The sequence below is a fragment of the Geobacter sp. OR-1 genome, assembly GCF_000813145.1.
In the GTDB taxonomy this organism is placed as follows: Bacteria; Desulfobacterota; Desulfuromonadia; order Geobacterales; family DSM-12255; genus Geoanaerobacter.
This window is the reverse complement of the sequence record NZ_BAZF01000030.1, coordinates 1-19,324: the sequence shown is the minus strand read 5'-3', so window position 1 is coordinate 19,324 and position 19,324 is coordinate 1. Positions and strand designations below refer to the sequence as shown.

Annotated in this window: 19 protein-coding genes; 7 read left to right on the top strand and 12 right to left on the bottom strand. The window is 56.8% G+C overall.

Translation table 11 applies throughout. The features are described from left to right. Positions 1-50 precede the first annotated feature (50 nt). The 3 genes from OR1_RS19445 (at position 51) to OR1_RS19435 (ending at position 4,129) form a co-directional block, all read left to right on the top strand. Positions 51-1,226, top strand: a complete 1,176-nt coding sequence (locus tag OR1_RS19445) for a L,D-transpeptidase family protein (RefSeq protein ID WP_237754370.1) — start codon at positions 51-53, stop codon at positions 1,224-1,226. A 325-nt stretch (positions 1,227-1,551) separates the two neighbouring features. Next, on the top strand, positions 1,552-2,850 hold the full coding sequence (locus OR1_RS19440) for an OFA family MFS transporter (RefSeq protein WP_041974581.1): 1,299 nt from the start codon (positions 1,552-1,554) through the stop codon (positions 2,848-2,850). A gap of 130 nt (positions 2,851-2,980) precedes the next feature. Then, positions 2,981-4,129 (top strand): pilus assembly protein TadG-related protein, encoded by a 1,149-nt coding sequence (locus OR1_RS19435; RefSeq protein ID WP_041974580.1) that lies wholly within the window; start codon positions 2,981-2,983, stop codon positions 4,127-4,129. A gap of 13 nt (positions 4,130-4,142) precedes the next feature. Here the strand turns inward: OR1_RS19435 and OR1_RS19430 are convergent, their stop codons facing one another. From OR1_RS19430 to nuoI, 11 genes are read right to left on the bottom strand one after another with little or no spacing between them, the layout of a single operon-like run. Next, positions 4,143-5,534, bottom strand: coding sequence for an NADH-quinone oxidoreductase subunit N (locus tag OR1_RS19430; protein WP_041974579.1), 1,392 nt, complete (start codon positions 5,532-5,534; stop codon positions 4,143-4,145). Further along, complete coding sequence (locus tag OR1_RS19425) at positions 5,531-7,018, bottom strand: NuoM family protein (RefSeq protein WP_041974578.1); 1,488 nt, start codon at positions 7,016-7,018, stop codon at positions 5,531-5,533. Before OR1_RS19425 ends, OR1_RS19430 begins: the two co-directional genes overlap by 4 nt. Beyond that, positions 7,015-7,386, bottom strand: a complete 372-nt coding sequence (locus OR1_RS22945; RefSeq protein ID WP_237754369.1) for a hypothetical protein — start codon at positions 7,384-7,386, stop codon at positions 7,015-7,017. Before OR1_RS22945 ends, OR1_RS19425 begins: the two co-directional genes overlap by 4 nt. Beyond that, positions 7,325-8,890: an NADH-quinone oxidoreductase subunit L gene (locus tag OR1_RS19420; RefSeq protein WP_237754368.1), complete on the bottom strand. Its 1,566-nt coding sequence runs from the start codon at positions 8,888-8,890 to the stop codon at positions 7,325-7,327. Before OR1_RS19420 ends, OR1_RS22945 begins: the two co-directional genes overlap by 62 nt. Before the next feature lie 54 nt (positions 8,891-8,944). Beyond that, positions 8,945-11,530 carry an ATP-binding protein gene (locus tag OR1_RS21205; protein WP_052440688.1) on the bottom strand — a complete coding sequence of 862 codons (2,586 nt, stop codon included), beginning with the start codon at positions 11,528-11,530 and terminating at the stop codon, positions 8,945-8,947. Positions 11,531-11,533: 3 nt separating this feature from the next. Next, a complete protein-coding gene (locus OR1_RS19410) occupies positions 11,534-12,655 on the bottom strand; it encodes an ABC transporter substrate-binding protein (RefSeq protein ID WP_041974577.1) in 1,122 nt (373 codons plus the stop codon). Positions 12,656-12,700: 45 nt separating this feature from the next. After that, the gene (gene nuoK / locus OR1_RS19405) at positions 12,701-13,006 is read right to left on the bottom strand and encodes an NADH-quinone oxidoreductase subunit NuoK (RefSeq protein WP_041974576.1); all 306 of its coding nucleotides are present in this window, start codon (positions 13,004-13,006) and stop codon (positions 12,701-12,703) included. 36 nt (positions 13,007-13,042) lie between these two features. After that, on the bottom strand, positions 13,043-13,525 hold the full coding sequence (locus OR1_RS19400; protein WP_041974574.1) for an NADH-quinone oxidoreductase subunit J: 483 nt from the start codon (positions 13,523-13,525) through the stop codon (positions 13,043-13,045). Between the two features lie 17 nt (positions 13,526-13,542). Further along, entirely contained in the window at positions 13,543-14,238 is a 696-nt protein-coding gene (locus OR1_RS19395; protein ID WP_041974572.1) for a zf-TFIIB domain-containing protein, read from the bottom strand. Positions 14,239-14,247: 9 nt separating this feature from the next. Continuing rightward, positions 14,248-15,351 (bottom strand): SPFH domain-containing protein, encoded by a 1,104-nt coding sequence (locus tag OR1_RS19390; RefSeq protein ID WP_041974571.1) that lies wholly within the window; start codon positions 15,349-15,351, stop codon positions 14,248-14,250. Positions 15,352-15,367: 16 nt separating this feature from the next. Further along, on the bottom strand, positions 15,368-15,898 hold the full coding sequence (gene nuoI, locus OR1_RS19385) for an NADH-quinone oxidoreductase subunit NuoI (protein WP_041974569.1): 531 nt from the start codon (positions 15,896-15,898) through the stop codon (positions 15,368-15,370). Positions 15,899-16,352: 454 nt separating this feature from the next. On the opposite strand from nuoI, the gene OR1_RS19380 reads away from it, so the two are divergent. The 4 genes from OR1_RS19380 to OR1_RS19365 all read left to right on the top strand — a co-directional run bounded on the left by OR1_RS19380 (position 16,353) and on the right by OR1_RS19365 (position 18,710). Continuing rightward, positions 16,353-16,661, top strand: coding sequence for a hypothetical protein (locus OR1_RS19380; RefSeq protein ID WP_041974567.1), 309 nt, complete (start codon positions 16,353-16,355; stop codon positions 16,659-16,661). 321 nt (positions 16,662-16,982) lie between these two features. Beyond that, positions 16,983-18,008 carry a hypothetical protein gene (locus OR1_RS19375; RefSeq protein ID WP_041974565.1) on the top strand — a complete coding sequence of 342 codons (1,026 nt, stop codon included), beginning with the start codon at positions 16,983-16,985 and terminating at the stop codon, positions 18,006-18,008. 85 nt (positions 18,009-18,093) lie between these two features. Further along, positions 18,094-18,351 (top strand): hypothetical protein, encoded by a 258-nt coding sequence (locus OR1_RS19370; RefSeq protein WP_041974564.1) that lies wholly within the window; start codon positions 18,094-18,096, stop codon positions 18,349-18,351. An 11-nt stretch (positions 18,352-18,362) separates the two neighbouring features. Beyond that, the gene (locus OR1_RS19365) at positions 18,363-18,710 is read left to right on the top strand and encodes a hypothetical protein (protein WP_041974562.1); all 348 of its coding nucleotides are present in this window, start codon (positions 18,363-18,365) and stop codon (positions 18,708-18,710) included. A 378-nt stretch (positions 18,711-19,088) separates the two neighbouring features. On the opposite strand, the gene OR1_RS22940 is transcribed toward OR1_RS19365, so the two are convergent. Next, the coding region (locus OR1_RS22940) for a hypothetical protein (protein WP_237754367.1) at positions 19,089-19,324 on the bottom strand (236 nt) is incomplete at its 5' end.

Here is a 19,324-nt window from a genome sequence, read left to right as displayed (position 1 = left end):
CCATTGCCATTGAATCCATAACCGCATCTGTCCATGTTTGCGGGCAACGCTTGGGCAGAGTCCTGGCGACTCTGGCTCTGGTTCTGGTTGCCGGGACCGGGATTGCCGCTGATTTGGGCAATAGTGAGGCCCTGGAGACTCTAGGCAGGCTCCGCAGCCGGGACTGGGAAGAGCTGAGTCCCGAATTCCGCAGCGTTGAGGATACCTATGCCAGGGCCAAGGCTGCCGCGGCCCGCAAGGAGTTTCCGGAGGCGGAACGGCTGTTCCGGCTGGCAACGCTCAAAGGGGCCATTCTTGAGCGGAAGGGGCTTGAGGAAGAACAGGCCGTTGCAGAGGCTGTTGAACCGGACGACTCTTCCAGGCTGGTCGGGGACGAGTTCTATTACCGGGTCCGGAAGCGGGATACGGTGCGGTTGGTGGCCGCGAAGTTCGGCGTCAGCCAGCGCAATATTATCCGCCTGAACCGCCTGAAAAAGGGGGAGCATCTGCAGGCCGGGCAGAGGCTGAAGATCGTTACCCGGAGGATCGTACCGAAAGAGATCGAGCAGGGGATAGTAATAAATATTCCCGACCGGACCATGTACCTGTTCCGGGACGGCAAGCTCGCCTCGATGTACCCGGTCGCGGTCGGCAAACCATCTTTCAAGGAAAAAAGAGGGTGGCATACGCCAACCGGGAATTTCACCATAGTCGGAAAGATCAGGGACCCGGTCTGGAAAGTGCCGCTCTCCATCAAGAACGAGATGAAAAGCCAGGGCAAGGATCTGCCTGAAGAGGTGCCGCCCGGGGTTGGGAACCCGCTTGGCAAATATGCGCTCCGCACCTCGATCCCAGGGATTCTGATCCATGGGACCAATGCCCCGGCCTCGATTTACGGGTTCAGCAGCCATGGCTGCATCAGGGTTTATCCCGACCATATGGAGCAGCTGTTCCGGGATGTCCGTTTGAAGACGCTCGGGGAGATAGTATACAGGCCGGTAAAGGTGGCGCAGAGTGAAGATGGCCGGGTTTTTATGGAAGTACACCCCGATGTCTACGACCGGGTGAAAAACCTTGAAATCGAGGCCTGGAAGATCATCACGAACAATAATGTCAATGCCAGGGTTGATTGGGAAAAGGTGATGAGGGCCGTGGATTCCAGGTCCGGCGTACCCGAAGACATTACCCTGGAACCGTCAAGGGTTCATTCCGGCAGCAAGGGTCTCCTCAAGGTTGCGGGCGGATAATTTTATTGTCAGTAAAATTTTTCAGTTTTGCAAAAACTCCTTTTTTCGCATTTCTGCAAATTCACCTCAATTGAACCGCCAATCTCTAATAAGTCATTGATGTTTAAACGCTTATTGACTCGTAGGCCGGGTGCCGAGACTGCAAACGGTTTTGCAAATATTCAAAACAGGTTGCGGGTCGAAAGGTGCCATTAAATTTGACACCATGTGTAAACTATTGAAAAACAAGGATTTATTCTGTTGTGCAATATTTTAAAACATTGGTATGTATGTTGCTCCTTTAGTTTTCATCGAATTTGTAAACTAACCATGGAGGTGAGACAAAATGTCACAAACAACGACTAACAAAGGTTGGCAAGTGACCCTGGCCGGCCTCGGCATTAACCTGGCCCTGGGAGTTCTGTATGCATGGAGTATCTTCAAGGGCGCAATCAAGTCGTCTATTGAAAAGGGTGGCCCTGATGCCTTCCAGTGGAGTCTTACTTCCATCAACGATCCGTATGCCCTCTGTTGCCTCGTATTTGCATTTGGAATGATCGTTGCCGGCAAGTGCCAGGACAAGATCGGTCCTGCCCGTACGGCACTGATCGGCGGCCTTCTGGTCGGCAGCGGCTTCACCCTGATGTCGTTCTCCAACAGCTACGCCGCCTGGGTAATCGGGTTCGGTGTTCTTTCCGGCGCCGGCTTCGGTTTCGGTTATGCCGCGGCAACCCCGCCGGCGCTCAAATGGTTCCACTCCTCCAAGACCGGCGTCATTGCCGGAACCGTTGTTGCCGGTTTCGGTCTCGCCCCGGTTTACATCGCACCGCTGGCAAGTTATCTTCTCGGCGCCTACGGTATCCCGAAATCGATGCTTTTCCTCGGCATCGGCTTCACCGCTCTGGTTTGTGTGCTCTCTTTCCTCCTGGTCAATCCGCCCCAGGGGTATGTCCCTGCTGAGCCGGCCCAGAAGGCCGATGCTCCGAAGCCTGCCGCCAAGGCCGTATACAATGCCAACGTGAGCGAGATCATCCGTTCCCCCAAATTCTACCTCCTTTGGGTTAACTTCTTCATCGGTTCCGGCGCCGGCCTGATGGTTATCGGCAGCGTTGCCGGCCTCGCCAAGAAGAGCCTCGGCCCCATGGCATTCGTGGCAGTCGCAATCATGGCGATCGGCAATGCATCAGGTCGTGTTGTTGCCGGAATCCTGTCTGACAAGATCGGCCGCAAGGCTACCCTTTCCATCATGCTCGGCTTCCAGGCCCTGCTGATGTTCGCCGCCATCCCGATCGTCGGTTCGGGCAGCGCCGCACTGCTGGTTATTGCCGCAACCTTCATCGGTTTCAACTACGGCTCCAACCTCTGCCTGTTCCCGTCATTTGCCAAGGACCTCTGGGGATTCAAGAACTACGGCCTCAACTACGGCGCTCTCTTCACTGCCTGGGGTGTCGGCGGTTTCGTGATGGGCCGTGTTTCCGAGATGCTCAATGCCCAGCCGGGCGGCCTCAACAAGTCGTTCATCCTGGCCGGCACACTCTGCGCCACCGGCACCATCCTGACATTCTTCCTCCGCGAGAAGAAGGCTGCCGAGGTGAAAGCTCCGGTCATCGTGGCCGAGCCGATTGCGGTAGCTGCGGAAGAATAAGCCTTCCCTGCCGGATAAAAAACAAAGGGTCATGCAGAAATGCATGGCCCTTCTGTTTTCTGATGGTAATATTGACGCTGATTAACAGTAAGCACTCCAATGTACAATGGCGAAGCCATATGAGGGTTGAATGGATACTACTTACGTAAACATAATGCTTGTTGTGTTTCTCGTTCTTGCTGCCCTGGCGATCGATGTGGGATACATGTATGTCAGCGACGAGGACCTGCAGCACACTGCGGAACTCTCGGCTCTGGCCGGTGCGCAGGCGATCAAGCAGGGGATCCATGCCCGGATTCAGTCCGATCCCGGTAAACTGCAGGCCGTAACCGAAGATACCGTGCAGGCGTCTGCCCGGGTGGCGGCAATCGAAACCGCCATTGGCGATCATAAGGCAGTCGCGCTGGTTGAGGTTCCGAATAACAACACCAACAATATGACGACCGAAAACAATGTGACGGTCGGGTTCTGGGACCCTGCAAAACAGGTATATACCTCCGGCGGTAAGCCGGTGAATGCAATCCAGGTCAGGACAAAAAGAACGGCTGAGAGCGAGTCGGTCGGCCTTGGCGAAATGGGGGCCATAATCGCAAAGATAACCGGGATGGAAACGGCGAATTTTACCCCGGTCGCTATTGCCGCCATTCCGGCCCAGGTGCGGGCAAATTTCGCCGTCTCTCCCGAGATCTGCGACAGCGGCTGCCGGTATCCGCAGATCTGCGGAATACCGGAACGGAAGCTGACCCGCAACGCTCCTGATCCGACCGCTAAGCCTCACCCAGGGAGCAGATACGCATTTACCTCCATGTCATATCCGGTTTCCGAAGGTTCCACCCTGTCGGACATGATCTGCGGCGAGATGCCGCCCCAGGAGTTGTGCGGGAAGAAAGCCTATATAGCACTTGCGCCGGGGGATGAACCGCTGCGGGATATCGAATCGATGATGTACAATCCGAAGGTGGACAGCTCCAACAAGGAGTACGACAAGGCCACCGGCAAACTGCTCGGCTGGTGGGTAATTGCCCCGGTTGTCGCTGCGCTGCCCGAAAGCAGGGGGTCCGGTTTTGCCGAGGTCCCGGTCACCAGGTATGCCCTGGTGCGGATCAGCAGGATATGCGCCAGCGGCCCGACCGGGTGCAGCCAAAAAGGGGTGACTTTCGATGCCCCTGCTGTTTGCGGCCAGGACAACGGGTTGTACATCGACCGGATTTCCTGCGTCGGCTGCGGGACCAAAGAGCTGCTGGCAATGCCCGGCTTGCACCCGGTGTTAGTGAAGTAGGCCCAAGCGGGATTCAGGGCAAAGCCGCAGCCAGCAGCCGGAGCAGCGGCGCCGGGAATGCGCCGATCACCAGGATTGCGGCACCGGTTGCAATCAGGACCGCTGACTCCGGGAGCGCGGGAAACACCTCTTCTCTGTCCCCCGGTTCGTGCATGTAGAGGCTGACCACGACCGCAAGGTAGTAATAGACCGAGATTGCGGCAGTGATGATGCCGATAATCGCCAGCGGGATTTCACCTGCCTTGATGGCGGCGGTGAAGATCAGGAATTTACCGGTGAACCCTGCCGTCGGGGGGATACCGGCCAGAGCGAACAGGGCAAGGGCAAGGATGCCGGCCGGGAACGGATTGCGGCGTCCCAGCCCTTGCCATTCTTCGAGGGAATCGCCTGCGCCGTCCCGTTCGATCAGGGTAATGGCGCCGAATGCCGCCAGGCTCATGATTGCGTAAGCAACGCTATAATAAGCCGCAGCCCGGTAGCCGCCAGTTGTGCCGGAGACCAGGGCCAGGGCGACATAGCCCATCTGTGCGATCGACGAGTAGCCGAGCATCCGGCGTACCTTGGTCTGAAGCAGCGCCGCAAGGTTCCCGACCACCATTGACAGGAGCGCCGGCCACCAGAGCAGGTGCCGGATCGTGTCAGACCCCCCGGATGGGAGAATGAGCAGGAGCATTGCCACGGTTGCCCCTTTGGAGAGGGCCGACAGCAGCGCCGTCACCGGAGCCGGCGCCCCCTGGTAGATGTCCGGGGTCCAGAGATGCGCCGGCACCAGCGAAAGCTTGAAGGCAATGCCGATCAGTATGAATCCCCACCCCGCAAGGGCGATCCGGTTCCCTGCCGCTGCCTGCAGCGCCTGCGCCAACGACAGTGATCCGGTCCCCGCATAGTGCAGCCCGATCCCGAAGGCCAGGAAAGCAGCCGCTACCGCTCCCATGAGCAGGTATTTCAGCCCCGCCTCTGCCGAAACCTCCCGTTTCAGTTCCATTGCCACGAGGATATAAAAACCGAAGGTCATTGCTTCCAGGCCGAGGAACATGATGAGCAGGGTGGTCGACATGCTCAGCGTAGTCGCGCCGAAGGCGCAGAAGAGTATGGTGGCCTGGTACTCCTCTCCGGTAATCCCCCGTTTTTCATTGTATCGGTGCGAGATTATCAGCACCGCTCCGGCCGTCAGGCTAAAGAGGATCGCGAACAGCCTGGCAACCGGGGTCGCAGCCAGGGCCAGAGAGGGCGCAATCGTGGCGGGTGGGGCCTGAATCGCCCATGCTGCCGCCATGGCAGTGGCAACGACTCCGGCCCAAGTCCAGTGGTTGCCGGGAACCATTGCGCCGAGCAGGAGTATGGCCAGGGCGCTGCCGGCAAGGATCAGCAGGGGCATCGCTATCCAGAGGTCAATGACTGTCATCCGGCGCCTCCGGTAAGTATGGCCACCGGAGAGTGCAGCATATCCAGCAGCGGTCCCGGATGCAGGCCGATGTACAGGTCCAGGCAGGCCATGACCACAACCATGCCGCATTCCGTGACGGTCAGGTCCGGAATAATCAGCGGCCGACGCTCCTCCTGGAACAGCAGCTCCTGGATCAGCCTGACCGTGTACACCAGCGGGAGGATGACCCCGATTCCGGCCAGGGCAACCGCCAGATGCGACACCTTGAACGACCCGGTCAGGATCAGGAATTCGCCCACAAAGTTGTTCAGGCCGGGTAGCCCGGCCGAGGCCATGGCAAAGAAAAGGAAGAAAAAGGAGAGGCGCGGCGCCTTGCCCCAGACATTACCGTAGGCATCGATTTCGCGGGTGCCGGTCCGCTCGTCCAGCATGCCGATCATGGCAAACATGGCACTGGTGGTAATGCCGTGATTGACCATCTGCAGAATTGCTCCGGACAGTGCCACCGGGGTCCAGGCCGCAATCCCGAGCGCCACGAATCCCATATGGCCGACGCTGGAGTAGGCGACCAGCCGCTTCATGTCGCTCTGGGCAAAAGCGATCCAGGAGGCGTAGAGGATGCCGGTCACTGCCATGACCATCAGGAGCGGGCTCAAGGTAGCGGCAGCAGCGGGGAACAGCGGGTAACCGAACCTCACCAGGCCGTAGGCCCCGGTCTTAAGCAGCAACCCGGCCAGGATCACGCTCCCTGCAGTGGGCGCGTCGGTATGGGCATCCGGAAGCCAAGTGTGCAGCGGGAACAGCGGGAATTTGATCGCAAAGGCCAGGAGGAATGCCCCGTAGAGCCAGAGCGCCGTCGAATGCGGGACAACGGTCCCGATCAGGCCGTAAAGGCTGAAGGTGTAGACTCCGGTCTGGCTGCCGTGGATCAGGTACAGGGTGATGATGGCCAGGAGCATCAGCAGCGACCCGGCCAGGGTGAACAGGAAAAACTTGATTGCCGAGTAGATCCGTCTGCCGTGGCCCCAGATCCCGATCAGGAAGAACATCGGAATCAGCATCAGTTCCCAGAAGAGATAGAACAGGAACAGGTCCAGGGAGAGGAACACCCCCATGATGCCGCTTTCCATGGCCAGGATCAGCAGGTAGTGGAGCGGCACCCGGTCAATAACCGGCCGCCAGGAAGCCAGCATGGCGATCAGGGTGACAAAGGCGGTAAGGATGACCAGCAGCAGGGAGAGCCCGTCCATCCCCAGGGTGTAGCGAATGCCGAATTCCGCGATCCAGGGGTAGTCCTCGAAGAGGAAGAATCCCGCTGGCGCACCTTTGGCCGGAGCAGCCGCGGCCGGCCAGCAGAGGCAGGCGACCCCCAGCTCGGCAATTGCTCCGGCCAGGGCGACCGGCCGCCAGAGATCCGGCCGGCAGTTCCAGACCGGCAGCAGGCAGAGCCCTGTTGCCAGCGGCAGGAAGATCAGGATCGTGAGGAACGGGAAACCGGTCATGTCATAACCCATGCCACATAGGCGATCAGCAGCGCGCCGCCGGCCGCCAGGCTGAGGAGGTAGGCCGAAACCCTGCCGCCACCCCAGCTCCCCAAGAGCCGCCCGGCGTTGCCGAGTAGTGCTGCGAACCGGTCGAGCGCGCCGTCGATTAGACCTGTGTCGATCCGTTGCCAGAGAATCCCGGCCAGCCTCTGGTATGGCCTGACCAGCAGTAAGCCGTACAGCCGGTCCAGGTGCCAGCCGTTGAGGCAGAACGACTTCAGGAATGTCGGCGGGTTGTCCGCATCGGCGAGCCGCTGGGCGCGCCTAGGGCCGCCGTAACGGTAATGGGCCAGGGCGATCCCCCAGAGCGAGACTATCGCCGCCACCCCTTGCAGCGCCAGTTCCGAGGCATGGGACAGCTCCATCCTGCCGGTTTCTGCGGCTGACTCCAGGAAGCCGCCGAGCAGCCCGGTCCCGATATAGGCCGGGAGGTTGATCAGTCCGCCGAGTAGCCCCAGCAGCGCCAGCGGAATCAGGATCAGCTCCATGACCCGCGGAACGGTGAGACTCCTCTCCCCGGCTTCCCCCCCGAACACCAGGTACAGCATCCGGAAACTGTAGAACGCCGTCAACAGGGCCGTCAGCAGCCCCAGGCAGAACAGCGGGGCGTAGACCATCCCCCCGTTTTTGCCAGACCGCTGTCAGGATTGCGTCCTTGCTGAAAAAGCCGCCGGTGAGCGGTACTCCGGCCAGGCAGGCGACGCCGGCAAGGAACGGGAGAAAGGTAGCCGGCAGGGAGCGGCGGATTCCACCCATCCGGTAGATGTCCTGTTCATGGTGCAGCGCACTGATCACGCAGCCGGCCCCCAGGAACAGGAGCGCCTTGAAAAAGGCGTGCACGATCAGGTGGAAGGTGGCGGCGTCAATCCCGCCGCTACCGACCCCCAGGAACATGTAGCCGATCTGGCTGATGGTGGAGTAGGCGAGCACCCGCTTCAGGTCGCGCTGCGCCACGGCGCAGGTGGCGCCGTAGAAGGCGGTGACCCCGCCCATGATCGCAATGGCGGCGAGCAGTTCCTCTGACCCGCTGAGCAGCGGGAACATCCGCATCAGCAGGTAGACCCCGGCCGTCACCATGGTGGCGGCATGGATCAGCGCCGACACCGGTGTCGGGCCGGCCATGGCGTCTGGTAGCCAGACCGAGAGCGGCAGTTGCGCCGATTTCCCGGCGGCCCCCATCAGCATCAGGAACCCGATTGTCGTGACCGTGCCGTTTGCCAGCGACGGCCCCATCCGGTTCAGTTCCGGTATCGATTCCGTGCCGCACAGCTCGAAGAGCCAGAACAGGCCGATCAGCAGGGCGGTGTCGCCGATCCGGGTCACGATGAACGCCTTGCGGCCGGCAGTGGCGTTCTGCTCCTCGCGGTACCAGAACCCGATCAGGGCATAGGAGCAGAGACCGACCCCCTCCCATCCCAGGTACAGGAGCGGCAGGTTCCCGGCCAGGACCAGGAGCAGCATCGAGGCCACGAACAGGTTCAGCAGGGCGAAGAACCGGACATATCCGGGATCTTCGGCCATGTAGCCGACCGAATAGATATGGATGAGGCCGCAGACAAAGGTGATCATCAGGCAGAGCGAGAGGGCGAGCGGGTCCAGGTAGACGCTGACCGGGGCCTTGAACTCGAAATCGGTGAGCCAGGTGGCGATTTCGATCGAGAGCGGTTCGCGGTAGGCGAAGAACAGGGCGATCGTGGCGCAAAAACTCCCCCAGACAGCGCTGCAGGCGATGATTTCCGCAACCCGGCGCGGTATTTTCCCGCCCAGCAGCGTGTTAAGCAGGGCGCCGGCCAGCGGCAGCAGGATTATCAGCTCTAGGTAACTATGCATACTGCAACCTGGCGCCGGTTACCGGTATACAGACTTCGGATATGGTAGCTATGGTCATCTTGTTCCCCGCTCAATGGAAAAGGCTCTGCTCAGGGCCAGAGTCAACTCTTCGAGCCGGTAGGGCTTCTGCAGAAAACCGGTGACAGAGATGTCGTTCATCAGGTCTTCAACGCTACTGTCTGCATAGCCGGACAGAAACAGCACCCGGACGCCCGGGTCGATCTCCTTCATCAACCTGAAGGCATCACGGCCATTGACAGTAGGCATGACAACGTCCAGCATGACGAGGTCGATTTCATCACTGTGCTCGGCAAATATCTCCACCCCTTCCTTGCCGTCACTGGCCAGGAGCACCTTGCACCCCATGTCGCGCAGCATGGCGTTTCCCACCTGCCGGAGCAGTTCCTCGTCTTCTACGAGCAGGATGGCCTTCCCCCTGGGGATCTCGGCCGGGAACTGTGCTGCAGTTTGCGGAACTGCGCCGATCCCGAGGGGGAGAAGTATCTTGAAGGTGCTTCCTTGGCCGGGTTCGCTGTAGACCTGTATGGTGCCGCCATGCTCCTTGACGGTGCCGTAAGCCGCAGCAAGCCCGAGCCCGGTCCCCTTGCCCACCTCTTTTGTGGTGAAGAACGGTTCAAAGATATGTGCCAGGATCTCCGGTGTCATTCCAGTGCCGGTATCGGATATGGCCACTTCAACATAGCTGCCCGGTTTCACCGCGAATCCGATCTGGCGGGCGAAGTGCTCATCAACCGCACAGAGCCGGCTGGCAACACGTAGTATTCCTCCATTTGGCATGGCATCGCGGGCATTCAGGAGCATGTTCAGGAACATGTTGTCCAACTGCCCGGCGTCGCCGATTATCCTGGAATCGGCAGCGGCAAGATTGGTTACGACCTCGATCCGTTTGTCTATGCTCCGTTCCAGCATGCCTATGGTTTCTGACAGGACCCGGTGCAGGTCGATCTGCTGCATGTTGTGGGTCGCCTTACGGGAGAAGAGCAGGAGCTTGCGCACAAGTTGGGCCGATTTCGTGGCGGCACTGGTTATGGTTTCCACTAATTTCCGCAGCGGGTCCCCCTCTTTCAGTTCCATCATCATAAGCTCGGCCGCGCCGATGATGGCGGTCAGCATGTTGTTGAAATCGTGCGCAACTCCGCCTGCCAGTTGTCCTATCGACTCCATTTTCTGGGAATGGCGCAACTGCTGTTCAAGGTGTACCTGTTCACTGATGTCGGTGATAATCCCCTCGATGGCAACAACTTCTCCCTTGGGGTCAAGCAGCCCCTGACCGTGTTCCAGAACGGTTTTTTCCTTCCCCTGGGCTGTAACTATCCGGTACTGAAGGGAGTATGGCTCGTGTTCATCGAGAGCCGCCAGGATCTCGGCCCATACCCGGTCACGATCATCGGCGTGAATCGTTTCGTTGTAGCTGATCCTGGAGTTTCCGAGGAGATCAGAAGGCCCATAGCCGGTCAGTTGCCGGCTCCCTTCGCTGACAAAGGAAAAAGTCCAGTCTCCTTCGTGTGCGCACCGGTAAACCAGACCCGGTATATTGCGCATCAGCGTGTCGAGCTGCTGCTCCCGTTCTCCTATCTTGCGGGCCATCTGTTGAAGATCGGCCGTGAGTTCGCTAATTTCGAAAATAGACGATTCGGGCCAGTCAACGTCGGTTTTTCCGTCTGCGATCTGACGCGCATGCGTTGCCAGCTGCTCGAAGCGACCGGCAAGCTTGCGTGCCATTCTCATGGAAAGCGCGATCCCCACAAGAAGGGCGAAAACGGCGCCGACGCTGATTCCCCCTATGGTGGTCCAGAGCGTGTGATACGCCACGTTCACCGGTTGGGTGACCAGTACGCCCCAGCCTATGGCAGGGATCGGTACATAACAGCCAATCATTTCCCGCCCGGCCAGGGTAATGTTGCCGGAATGCATGGCAATGCCCTCCATGCCGCGGCGGACCAGAGGCAGGTTGCTCAGGTTGAGCTGCTGGGCCGTGTATCTCCCTCTGTCATCGGCTACCAGATTGCCGTACCGGTCGAGAATAAAAATACTCTCCTGCCCCAGATCGCCTACCTGTCTCAGGAAGGCGGACAGCCGGTGGATCTGCACCTCACCAACTGCCATCATGTCTTCCGATGACGCGGCAATGGCAACGGACAACCCGCCGCCGACGACAGAGAGAAAGCTGTCAGACCAGATCGTGGCGTTGTGCTCCGACAACCGGGGAATAGCTGGATTGCGGGAGAGATCCAGTTCGAGCAGGTCCTGACGCTGTGCTTCGGTCCCCGTTTTCAGGCCGACTGCCTTTACCTTTCCGGGTTTGTCCAGGACATATATGATTCTCAGGGTTTCCGAAGCGGCTATCTGGGCATCGACTATCTGCTGCATGGTATGCCAGTCGGGCCTGCCGTTGGTTTTGAACAGCGCCACACCGCGCACGGTCGATTTTGCGTCCTCAAGGTAGCTCCCTATCCTGGAGGCAACCGTAACTGCGATCTGCTGCTGATGCAGATAGATATCCTCCTTGATTGAGGGATAAAGCAGTGCTGCAACTCCGATGCCCGCCACCACGAAGGGGATGAGCAGCACCATTGTTGTCTGCACCGACAGGATGCGTCGCAGGGGACGGAGGGGCATTGCTTACTCCACGGTTACATATTTCCCGTTGCTTATGCGGGTTACAAAGGTCTTGCGGTCGGCATCGCCGAAACGGTCGATGGTTATCTGCTGTTGCACTCCCTGGAACTTCATGGTCCGGAGAATCGTGTCCTTCAATGACGTACCGGGTTTCCTGCGGCTCAAGGCATCCAGTCCAACCAATGCCGCATCATACCCTGCAAGACCTGCAAAACCCGGTTCCTGGCTGAACCGTTTCCGGTAGGCAGATAAAAACTTCTGGTAACGGTCGGAGGTGTCATTACGGTTGAGGAACTGGGCAACAACCACGCCATCTGTCGCCTTGCCGCCGAGTTCGGTAAACCGTTCGGTTGAGGCCCATTCGGACATCGCAATCCCGACTTTCGGATCCAGCTTGCGGATCTGCTGGCATATAAGCGCCGAGTCGACCGCGTTGGTTATTATCAGGATGAGGTCCGGCTTCACGGAAAGCATCTCCCTGACCGGCTGCAGGAACGTCGCATCTTTACTCGACTTGAAGGTGACGGTCTTTACGACTTTTCCCCCCAATTTCTCAAACGTATTCCGAAAGCCGTTGTACCAGCTCTCCGTATATGAGCTGTTTCCGGAGTCGTATATCGCCGCAACGGTGCGGTAGCCCAGTTTCTCGAACTGGAAGCGGGCACTCTTGGCTGAATAGTCGGATGTTGTTGAGATCACGCGCAGAAAATTGTCGTCTTTTGCCTGGAGGTCGGTTGTCGTTACGGTGGGACTGAGCAGTATGGCCTTTGATGCATTGATCTGCGGCATCACTGCCATTGCCATACTGCTGGTCATGGGGCCGATAATCAGCTCGATATGTTCTTTGAGAAACCGGTCAATGACCATTTGGGCGGTTTCCGGGTTCTGTTCGTCATCAGCGGCCAGGAGTTCGACAGGCCGTCCGTGAATCCCCCCAGCTTCATTTTTCTCTTCAACGGCAAGCATGACGCCGTTGCGTCCGGCGACCCCCAGATCGGCCACGCGTCCCGATATACCGCCGATGAAGCCGATATTAATCGGCTGCTTTTCCCGGCAACCGGTGAACAGGGTAACAACGATCAGTAACAGCAGTATGGGAGCAGCCAGTTGCCGGAATCTTCGCATTCAGGGCCTTCCTACAGTTACGGCTATCGCGGATATAAGCATATCTTAATCCTTTAGTGAAGCAAAGTCGTCCACATCCACGGTCTTACGGCGGCGATGGAGATAGACCACCAGCGCCAGGGTCAGGGAGACCTCGGCCGAGGTCATTGCCATGATCATCAGGCTGAACACCTGGCCGTCAGCCCCTCCCCAATGGCCGGAACCGCCGACAAACACCAGCATGGCCGCATTGAGCATGATTTCGATGCCGATCAGCAGCATGATCACATTGCTTTTCCAGACCAGCACGCAGACCAGCCCGAGACAGAAGAGCAGGGCGGCCAGGATCAGGACATGGGCGAGTGGTATCATGTCAAATTTCCTTTGAAATGTGGATTGTCGCATTTCTCATCGTTTTCTCCCCAGGTACAGGGCACCTACCACCGCAAACAGCAGCTGCATGGAGATGATCTCGATAGCGACGCCGTAACGCTGGAACAGGGCAACGCTGAACTCCTTGATGCCGATGACCCTGGTTGCCGGAGCCGTTGTTGTCCGGAGGGTAATCGCGGTTACTGCCGCGGCCGCAATGACCACGCCGAGCACCATGGCCGGGAGCCAGTGGCCGATGCCGGGACGGGCAGCCTTTTCCGGATGGCCTAGGTCGAGCATCATGATGACGAACAGGAACAGGACCATGACCGCACCGGCATAGATGATAACCTCGAAGGCCGCGATCATCGGCGCTGCCAGGAGATAGAAGATCGCAGCCAGGGCGAAGAACGAGGTCACCAGGTAGACGATGGCATGCACCGGATGTTTCTCGGTAATGGCAAAGACGGTGGCGATCAGCATTGCCGCTGCCAGGATGTAGAATAGGTACTGTTCCATAACTCCCTGTTGGCGGGTTAGCGCACAAAAAACCGGATGGCGGCGTCGATAACGATCTCGAAGAGTTCCGGGTCCGAGCGCCGCAGGGTGCCGCCGTACATGTCGAAATCCTGATAAGCGCCCCCTTCGGGAATCTGGGCGATTTTCCGGCGCTCTTCCTTCTCCTGTTCCAAGGCTTCTTTCTTTCGCTGCTCCTGGCGTTCCTGTTCCAGGATCTTGCCACCGGCCTTCATCCACTCGAACAGGTGCCGGAGTTCGCCGCCGTCGAGCCAGACCCCGTGCTCCTTGCAGCGATCGACAATGACGCCGCTCTTGGCGCCGAAGTTGACCCGGTTCATGAACTGCTCGCAGACCGGGCATTTGATATAGGTGATCCCGTAATCGCCGGCCCGTCTGGCGTTGATGCTGTTCAGCCGGCTGTTGTCAACGCTGAAGACGTTGGTCACCGTGGCCTGGAGCAGCGCTTCCAGTTCCCCGGGATCGAAGAAGAGCCCCAGGCACTGGTCGCAGCGCTCGATCAGGAACCGGCCGTCCAGCTTCAGGTCGATGGTGCGCAGCTTGATGCCGCACCGGGGGCAGGTCCGGGGAGATTCAGTCTCGTGGGTCGTATAGTAATGGACCCCTTTCAGGTCGATATCGTTGCGGCTGCCGCAGTAGGTGCAGGTTATCGAGTCTGACGGCATCGGTGCCGAACAGTTGGCGCAGTTAGCCACAATCTCTCCTTACTTGGGCAAAGGCGGCGGGGTTGCCTGCAAAAGCGGCGCGAATTCCGAGAACTCAACGGCTGAGGCCCAGTTGCTCATCCCTTCCTTCCAAAGGAGTGTTTCCCTGCCTATAGTCCCTTTCCTGATATATTCGCCGATGGTCTGCTGGTTGAACGGGCCGGCCTGCTTGCCGTCCTTTCCCACGTAATAGCTCCCCCCGGCGTCGGGCAGGGGGGGCGGGGCCGGGCTGTCCGGCGCTGACTGCGCGGGAGTCACCATCTTTCCCAACTGGCTGGCCATGGCAAACCCCATCCCCATGCCGATGCCGGCCGAGGCGTCGCCTCCGGGGTTCCTGGCGGCCGCTTCCAGGGCATTGGCGCTCTGGAACTTCAGGTAGTTGTCCAGGTTGCCGACGATCCCCATGCTGCTCCGCTTGTCCAGGGCCTCTTCCACCTCCAGGGGTAGGGAGATGTTCTCCACCAGCAGCTTGGTCAGTTCCAGGCCGTATGCCATGAATTCCGGGGCGATCTTCGCGGTCAGGTACTCCGACAGCTCGTTGTAGTTGGCGGCCAGATCGAGTACCGGAATCTTGCTTTCGGCGAGCATGTCCGAGAACCGGGTCACGATCAGGTTTCGCAACTGCTCGGCGACTTCTCCCAGGGTGAAGTGGCCGCCGGTGCCGACGATCTCTCTTATGAACCGGACCGGATCGCTCACCCTCACCACGTAGGTGCCGAAGGAGCGGAGCCGCACCGGCCCGAATTCCGGGTCGCGCAGCGTGACCGGGTTTTTCGTCCCCCATTTGAGGTTGGTGAAGTTCCGGGTGTTGATGAAATAGACCTCGGCCTTGAACGGGCTGTGAAAGCCGTACTTCCAGCCCATGAGGGTGGAGAGCAGCGGCAGGTTGCTGGTCGTCAGCCGGTGCTGGCCGGCCGTGAACGTGTCGGCAATCTCCCCCTTGTTCACCAGCAGTGCGATCTGGGCCTGCCGGACGATCAGCTGCGCCCCCTGTTTGATCTCGTTCTCATAGCGCGGAAACCGCCAGACCAGCGTATCGCTGGAGTCGTCGGTCCATTCGACGATGTCGATCAGTTCCGCAACGGCCTTTTCCCATAAGGTCATGCTCGCACTCTCCTTTTCATGGCATCAATCCCCGCACATCCACCGGCGGATCTTCTGTTGCCGCGCTCCCCCGCGGCTGGGTTACCCCGATCCCGGCGTGGCGGTAGAAATTGTAATCAGGGTCTTTGCCGCCGTGATTCACCAGCAGGTCTTCTTTTTCGTACACCAGATCCATGATGTCGCGCTTGCAGATCTCGAAGTCCGGGGTCATCTGGATCGCCATGGTCGGGCACGCCTCGGCGCAGAGCCCGCAGAAGATGCAGCGGGAGAAATTGATCCTGAACCATTCCGCATAGCGCCGGCCGTCATCCGCTTCCGCCGACTGCATGGAGATGCAGTCCACCGGGCAGGCTGCGGAACATAAGTAGCAGGCCACGCACCGCTCGCCGCCGTCCGGGTCGCGGGTAAGGATGATCCGCGCCCGGAAGCGGGGGGCGGGTATCCGCTTCTCCTCCGGGTACTGGATGGTGACCGGCCGCCGGAAGATATGCTTCCAGGTGGTCCACATCCCGGTGAGGATGGCGGTTATATCGTTGATTACTCTCATAATTAGTTGCGGTTATTATCGTGTCGGCTGGCGTGACGGGCGAATCCGGAAGCCGGTAACCGTTCGCCCCCGGTAAAAGTGTACCGCACGAGCGGGAGGGGTCAAATTGCATGCAGTGGTTGGCTATTTCCTAGTGGCAAGATGCGTTGCGACAAACTGCCGCTAGAACAGGACTGCGCTGCTATTTTTATTGAGGATTTTAATTTACAGGTTGTCAAAGTGTTGTATATTTTTGCGGAGATCTTAATGCCACGGAGATTGTCGAGGGAAAGTCGTTGTATTTACAGCGGTTCGAGGATGACGACATGGTGCCGGTATCGGGCACTTGGTGCGGAGCGGAAATGTGAGTATGCGCTTTACTGCCTGATACGCGTCACCCAGGAGGAATTAGGGACACTCCCCGTATTTAGAGGAAAACTAGGGAGTGTCCCTAATTCCCCTGGACTAAAAAAATATGAATGATTCAACTGCCCTTATAATGCTGATGGCCATATCAGCATCGACAATTTTCATCCTTTACAAAGGATCTCCCACTTTCTGGCAGAAGTCGGGAAATTGCCACGTGTATATACGAATGGTTCTTGGAGGGTTACTTGGTGGAGTGTTTTTCCTCTCAACAAGTTATCTCTGGGCTTGGTTCAACGACAATATCAATCCAGTATCAGGTCTAGGAATGACGGTCCTTGGAGCTTTTGGAATTGTTGTCGGAGCTTTGATTGGAGCACTGAAAACAAACAAGCAGACCGTTGGGCTTAAGAAATAAAGGAGAAAAATGGCACTTTCTTTCATCTCAGGGGGAATTAGGGGGGGAATTAGGGACACTCCCCGTATTTAGAGGAAAACTGGGGAGTGTCCCTAATTTCCCTCTGGGACTGGTCTCTATGCAGTGCCAGTACCTCCGGCTACAGCGCGTTTCATGAACCGCCGTGTACGGAACCGTTCGCACGGTGGTGTGGGAGGACGGCGGGAGAGATCCCGCCTCCTACCCGATTGAACACCAAAAAGAGAAACGGGAGATAAAAATGGTAAGTATTGGGAAGATTCTGGTGTATTGCCATAGCGGAGAAAGTGGAGGTGAAGCGGTATGGTAAAGATCAGATTTAAAATACCACTGGAATTTTGTTTGATACTAATAGTCGGAAGTTGTCTATCAGGATGTGCGCCAAGTATTACAAGCTCTAATGGGCAAAGCAGGCTTGAAGCGCTTTCTTTCCTAAATTCTCCAAGCGATCAGGCAATTCTGGCTAAGATTGCAATTGAAGATGATATTTGGGTAGTCGCCGAAGCTGCTTTAAAAAAACTTACAGACCAGACCCTCATTTTTAAGGTTGCGGTAGAGGCAAAGATATCATGGGTCAGTGAAACTGCTGTCAAAATGCTAACTGACCAAGCACAGATCGCAAAAATCGCAATAGAAGGCAAAAATGAAAATATTCGAGTTACTGCAGCGAATGAACTGGAAAATCAAGCAATTTTGGCCAAAATTTCGATAGAAACTCCTGACATAAGAGTTCGCTGTGTAACTATTGGAAAATTAACGGATCAAGAGTTGCTTGCAAAAATTGTTAAAGAAGAAAAGGATTCAGCTGTGCGTAGAGCGGCCATCACGGCGATGACGGACCAAGCAATTTTAAGCAAGGTTGCGATGGAGAATAACGGTAAATGGGACACTCGTAAATTAGCTTTTAGTAAGCTAGACAATGAACATCTTAATATGTTAGCTGCCAAATCAACTGACGATGCAATTAGATTAGCAGCATTGGTTCGTTTAAAATTAAAAACATGGGATGAAATATTTGAGCCTTCGCAAATTTCATCATATAAATTAGGTGATGTTCTTGGTGCTGTTGCGTTGGTTGACAAACCATCCCCAACGAGCGCTTCTGTTGTTGCAGCTTGCCATACGTACATCAAACAAGGTGATGAATCGCGTATTCCTGAACTAAGAGACCTGCTTATACGCTTTGGGGATAAAAGCCTTGCAGAGGATTATCTCAACTGTGGGCATGCAGCCTTACATACAGCAGCAGAAGAATGGGGCCGTTCCCATGGCTACAGTATTAACACAGGTAGTGGGTCACATAGAGTCAGGTGGGGAGAAAGCCGATAGGTCAGTTCAACTAGCGCCAAGACCGGCCTTAAGAGCCTGCCGGTCAGGCTTTTGGCATTAGATGACACAATAAGGAAAAAACAGAATGGGAAGCATTGCTGAGGATTTCCTCAAGGAAGTTCTTAAATTTATCTTTGCCGTCATCCTTGGTTGGTTCTTATTTTGGACAGGAGAGGCAATTATAACTCTTCTTTCGTTTGGCCTTCATCGCCCAAGATGGCGCGGATACTCAGGCACAGGTGCTTTGAAATGGGTATTTGCTGAAGCAGCATTGGTTTTCGTAGGTTTCGCATTTTGGCTTGTAAGTTTTCCACTAGCGTACAATCTGTTAACAAAGGCATAGAATCGGAAAACATGACAAAAGCAATAAAAGCTATAACAATAATTGATGGGGCGATTTTTGCGGTAATGGCGGGAGTTGCTGCGATAACAAGTGCGAGATATGGAACCCTCTTGTTGTGGTCAGGGGTTGTGGTTGCATTTGTCGGAGGAATGTGTGCTGTCGGGTCTGTCAACGTAGCAGGAGGAGAATACAATCTGAAGTTCGACCAGAAGATTCCACAACTGAATTACAACCGAACAGACGAGAAGCTTAGAGAAATGAATAATAGCTATAATGTTGGCGTTTTGATGGCAGTTGCCGGTGCTGTGGCGATAGTGGCTGGTTTGATTCTGAACAAAATCATTACAGGCGAGATCTAACTCAGAAGGAATTAGGGACACTCCCCGTATTTAGAGGAAAACTGGGGAGTGTCCCTAATTTCTCCCTAATTTCCCTACTGGATGGTGACCGGCCGCCGGAAGATATGCTTCCAGGTGGTCCACATCACGGTGAGAATGGCGGTTATATCGTTGATTACTCTCATAATTAGTTGCGGTTATTATCGTGTTGGCTGGCGTGACGGGCGAATCCGGGAGCCGATAACCGTTCTTCCCTGGTAAAAGTGTACCGCACGAGCGGGAGGGGTCAAATGTAAGGGGGATGCTGGTTATTCCGAGCTGTATTAATTGGTCATCGAAAGGTTTTGATGTTTCGTATGGCAGGATGCTCTCGCCTTTGTTTTACTGGAAAATTTTAATTTACACTTTCAAAGTATTTGTATATTTTGCGGAGAATGCCTGTAAGTGCCGTGCAAAAAAACCTTGTGCATTTTGGCAAGAATGAGTTGCTAAACTAACCAGGTCACTAAGTGCTGCACCGGTCGGTAATAAACCCGTCGCCGGTATGCTCTCACCAAGACAAAGGCTCCATCTTAAAACGGTTAGCGGTCTGCTGGAGCCATAAAGAACACAAAACCAGCGGAGGAGGTGATGTC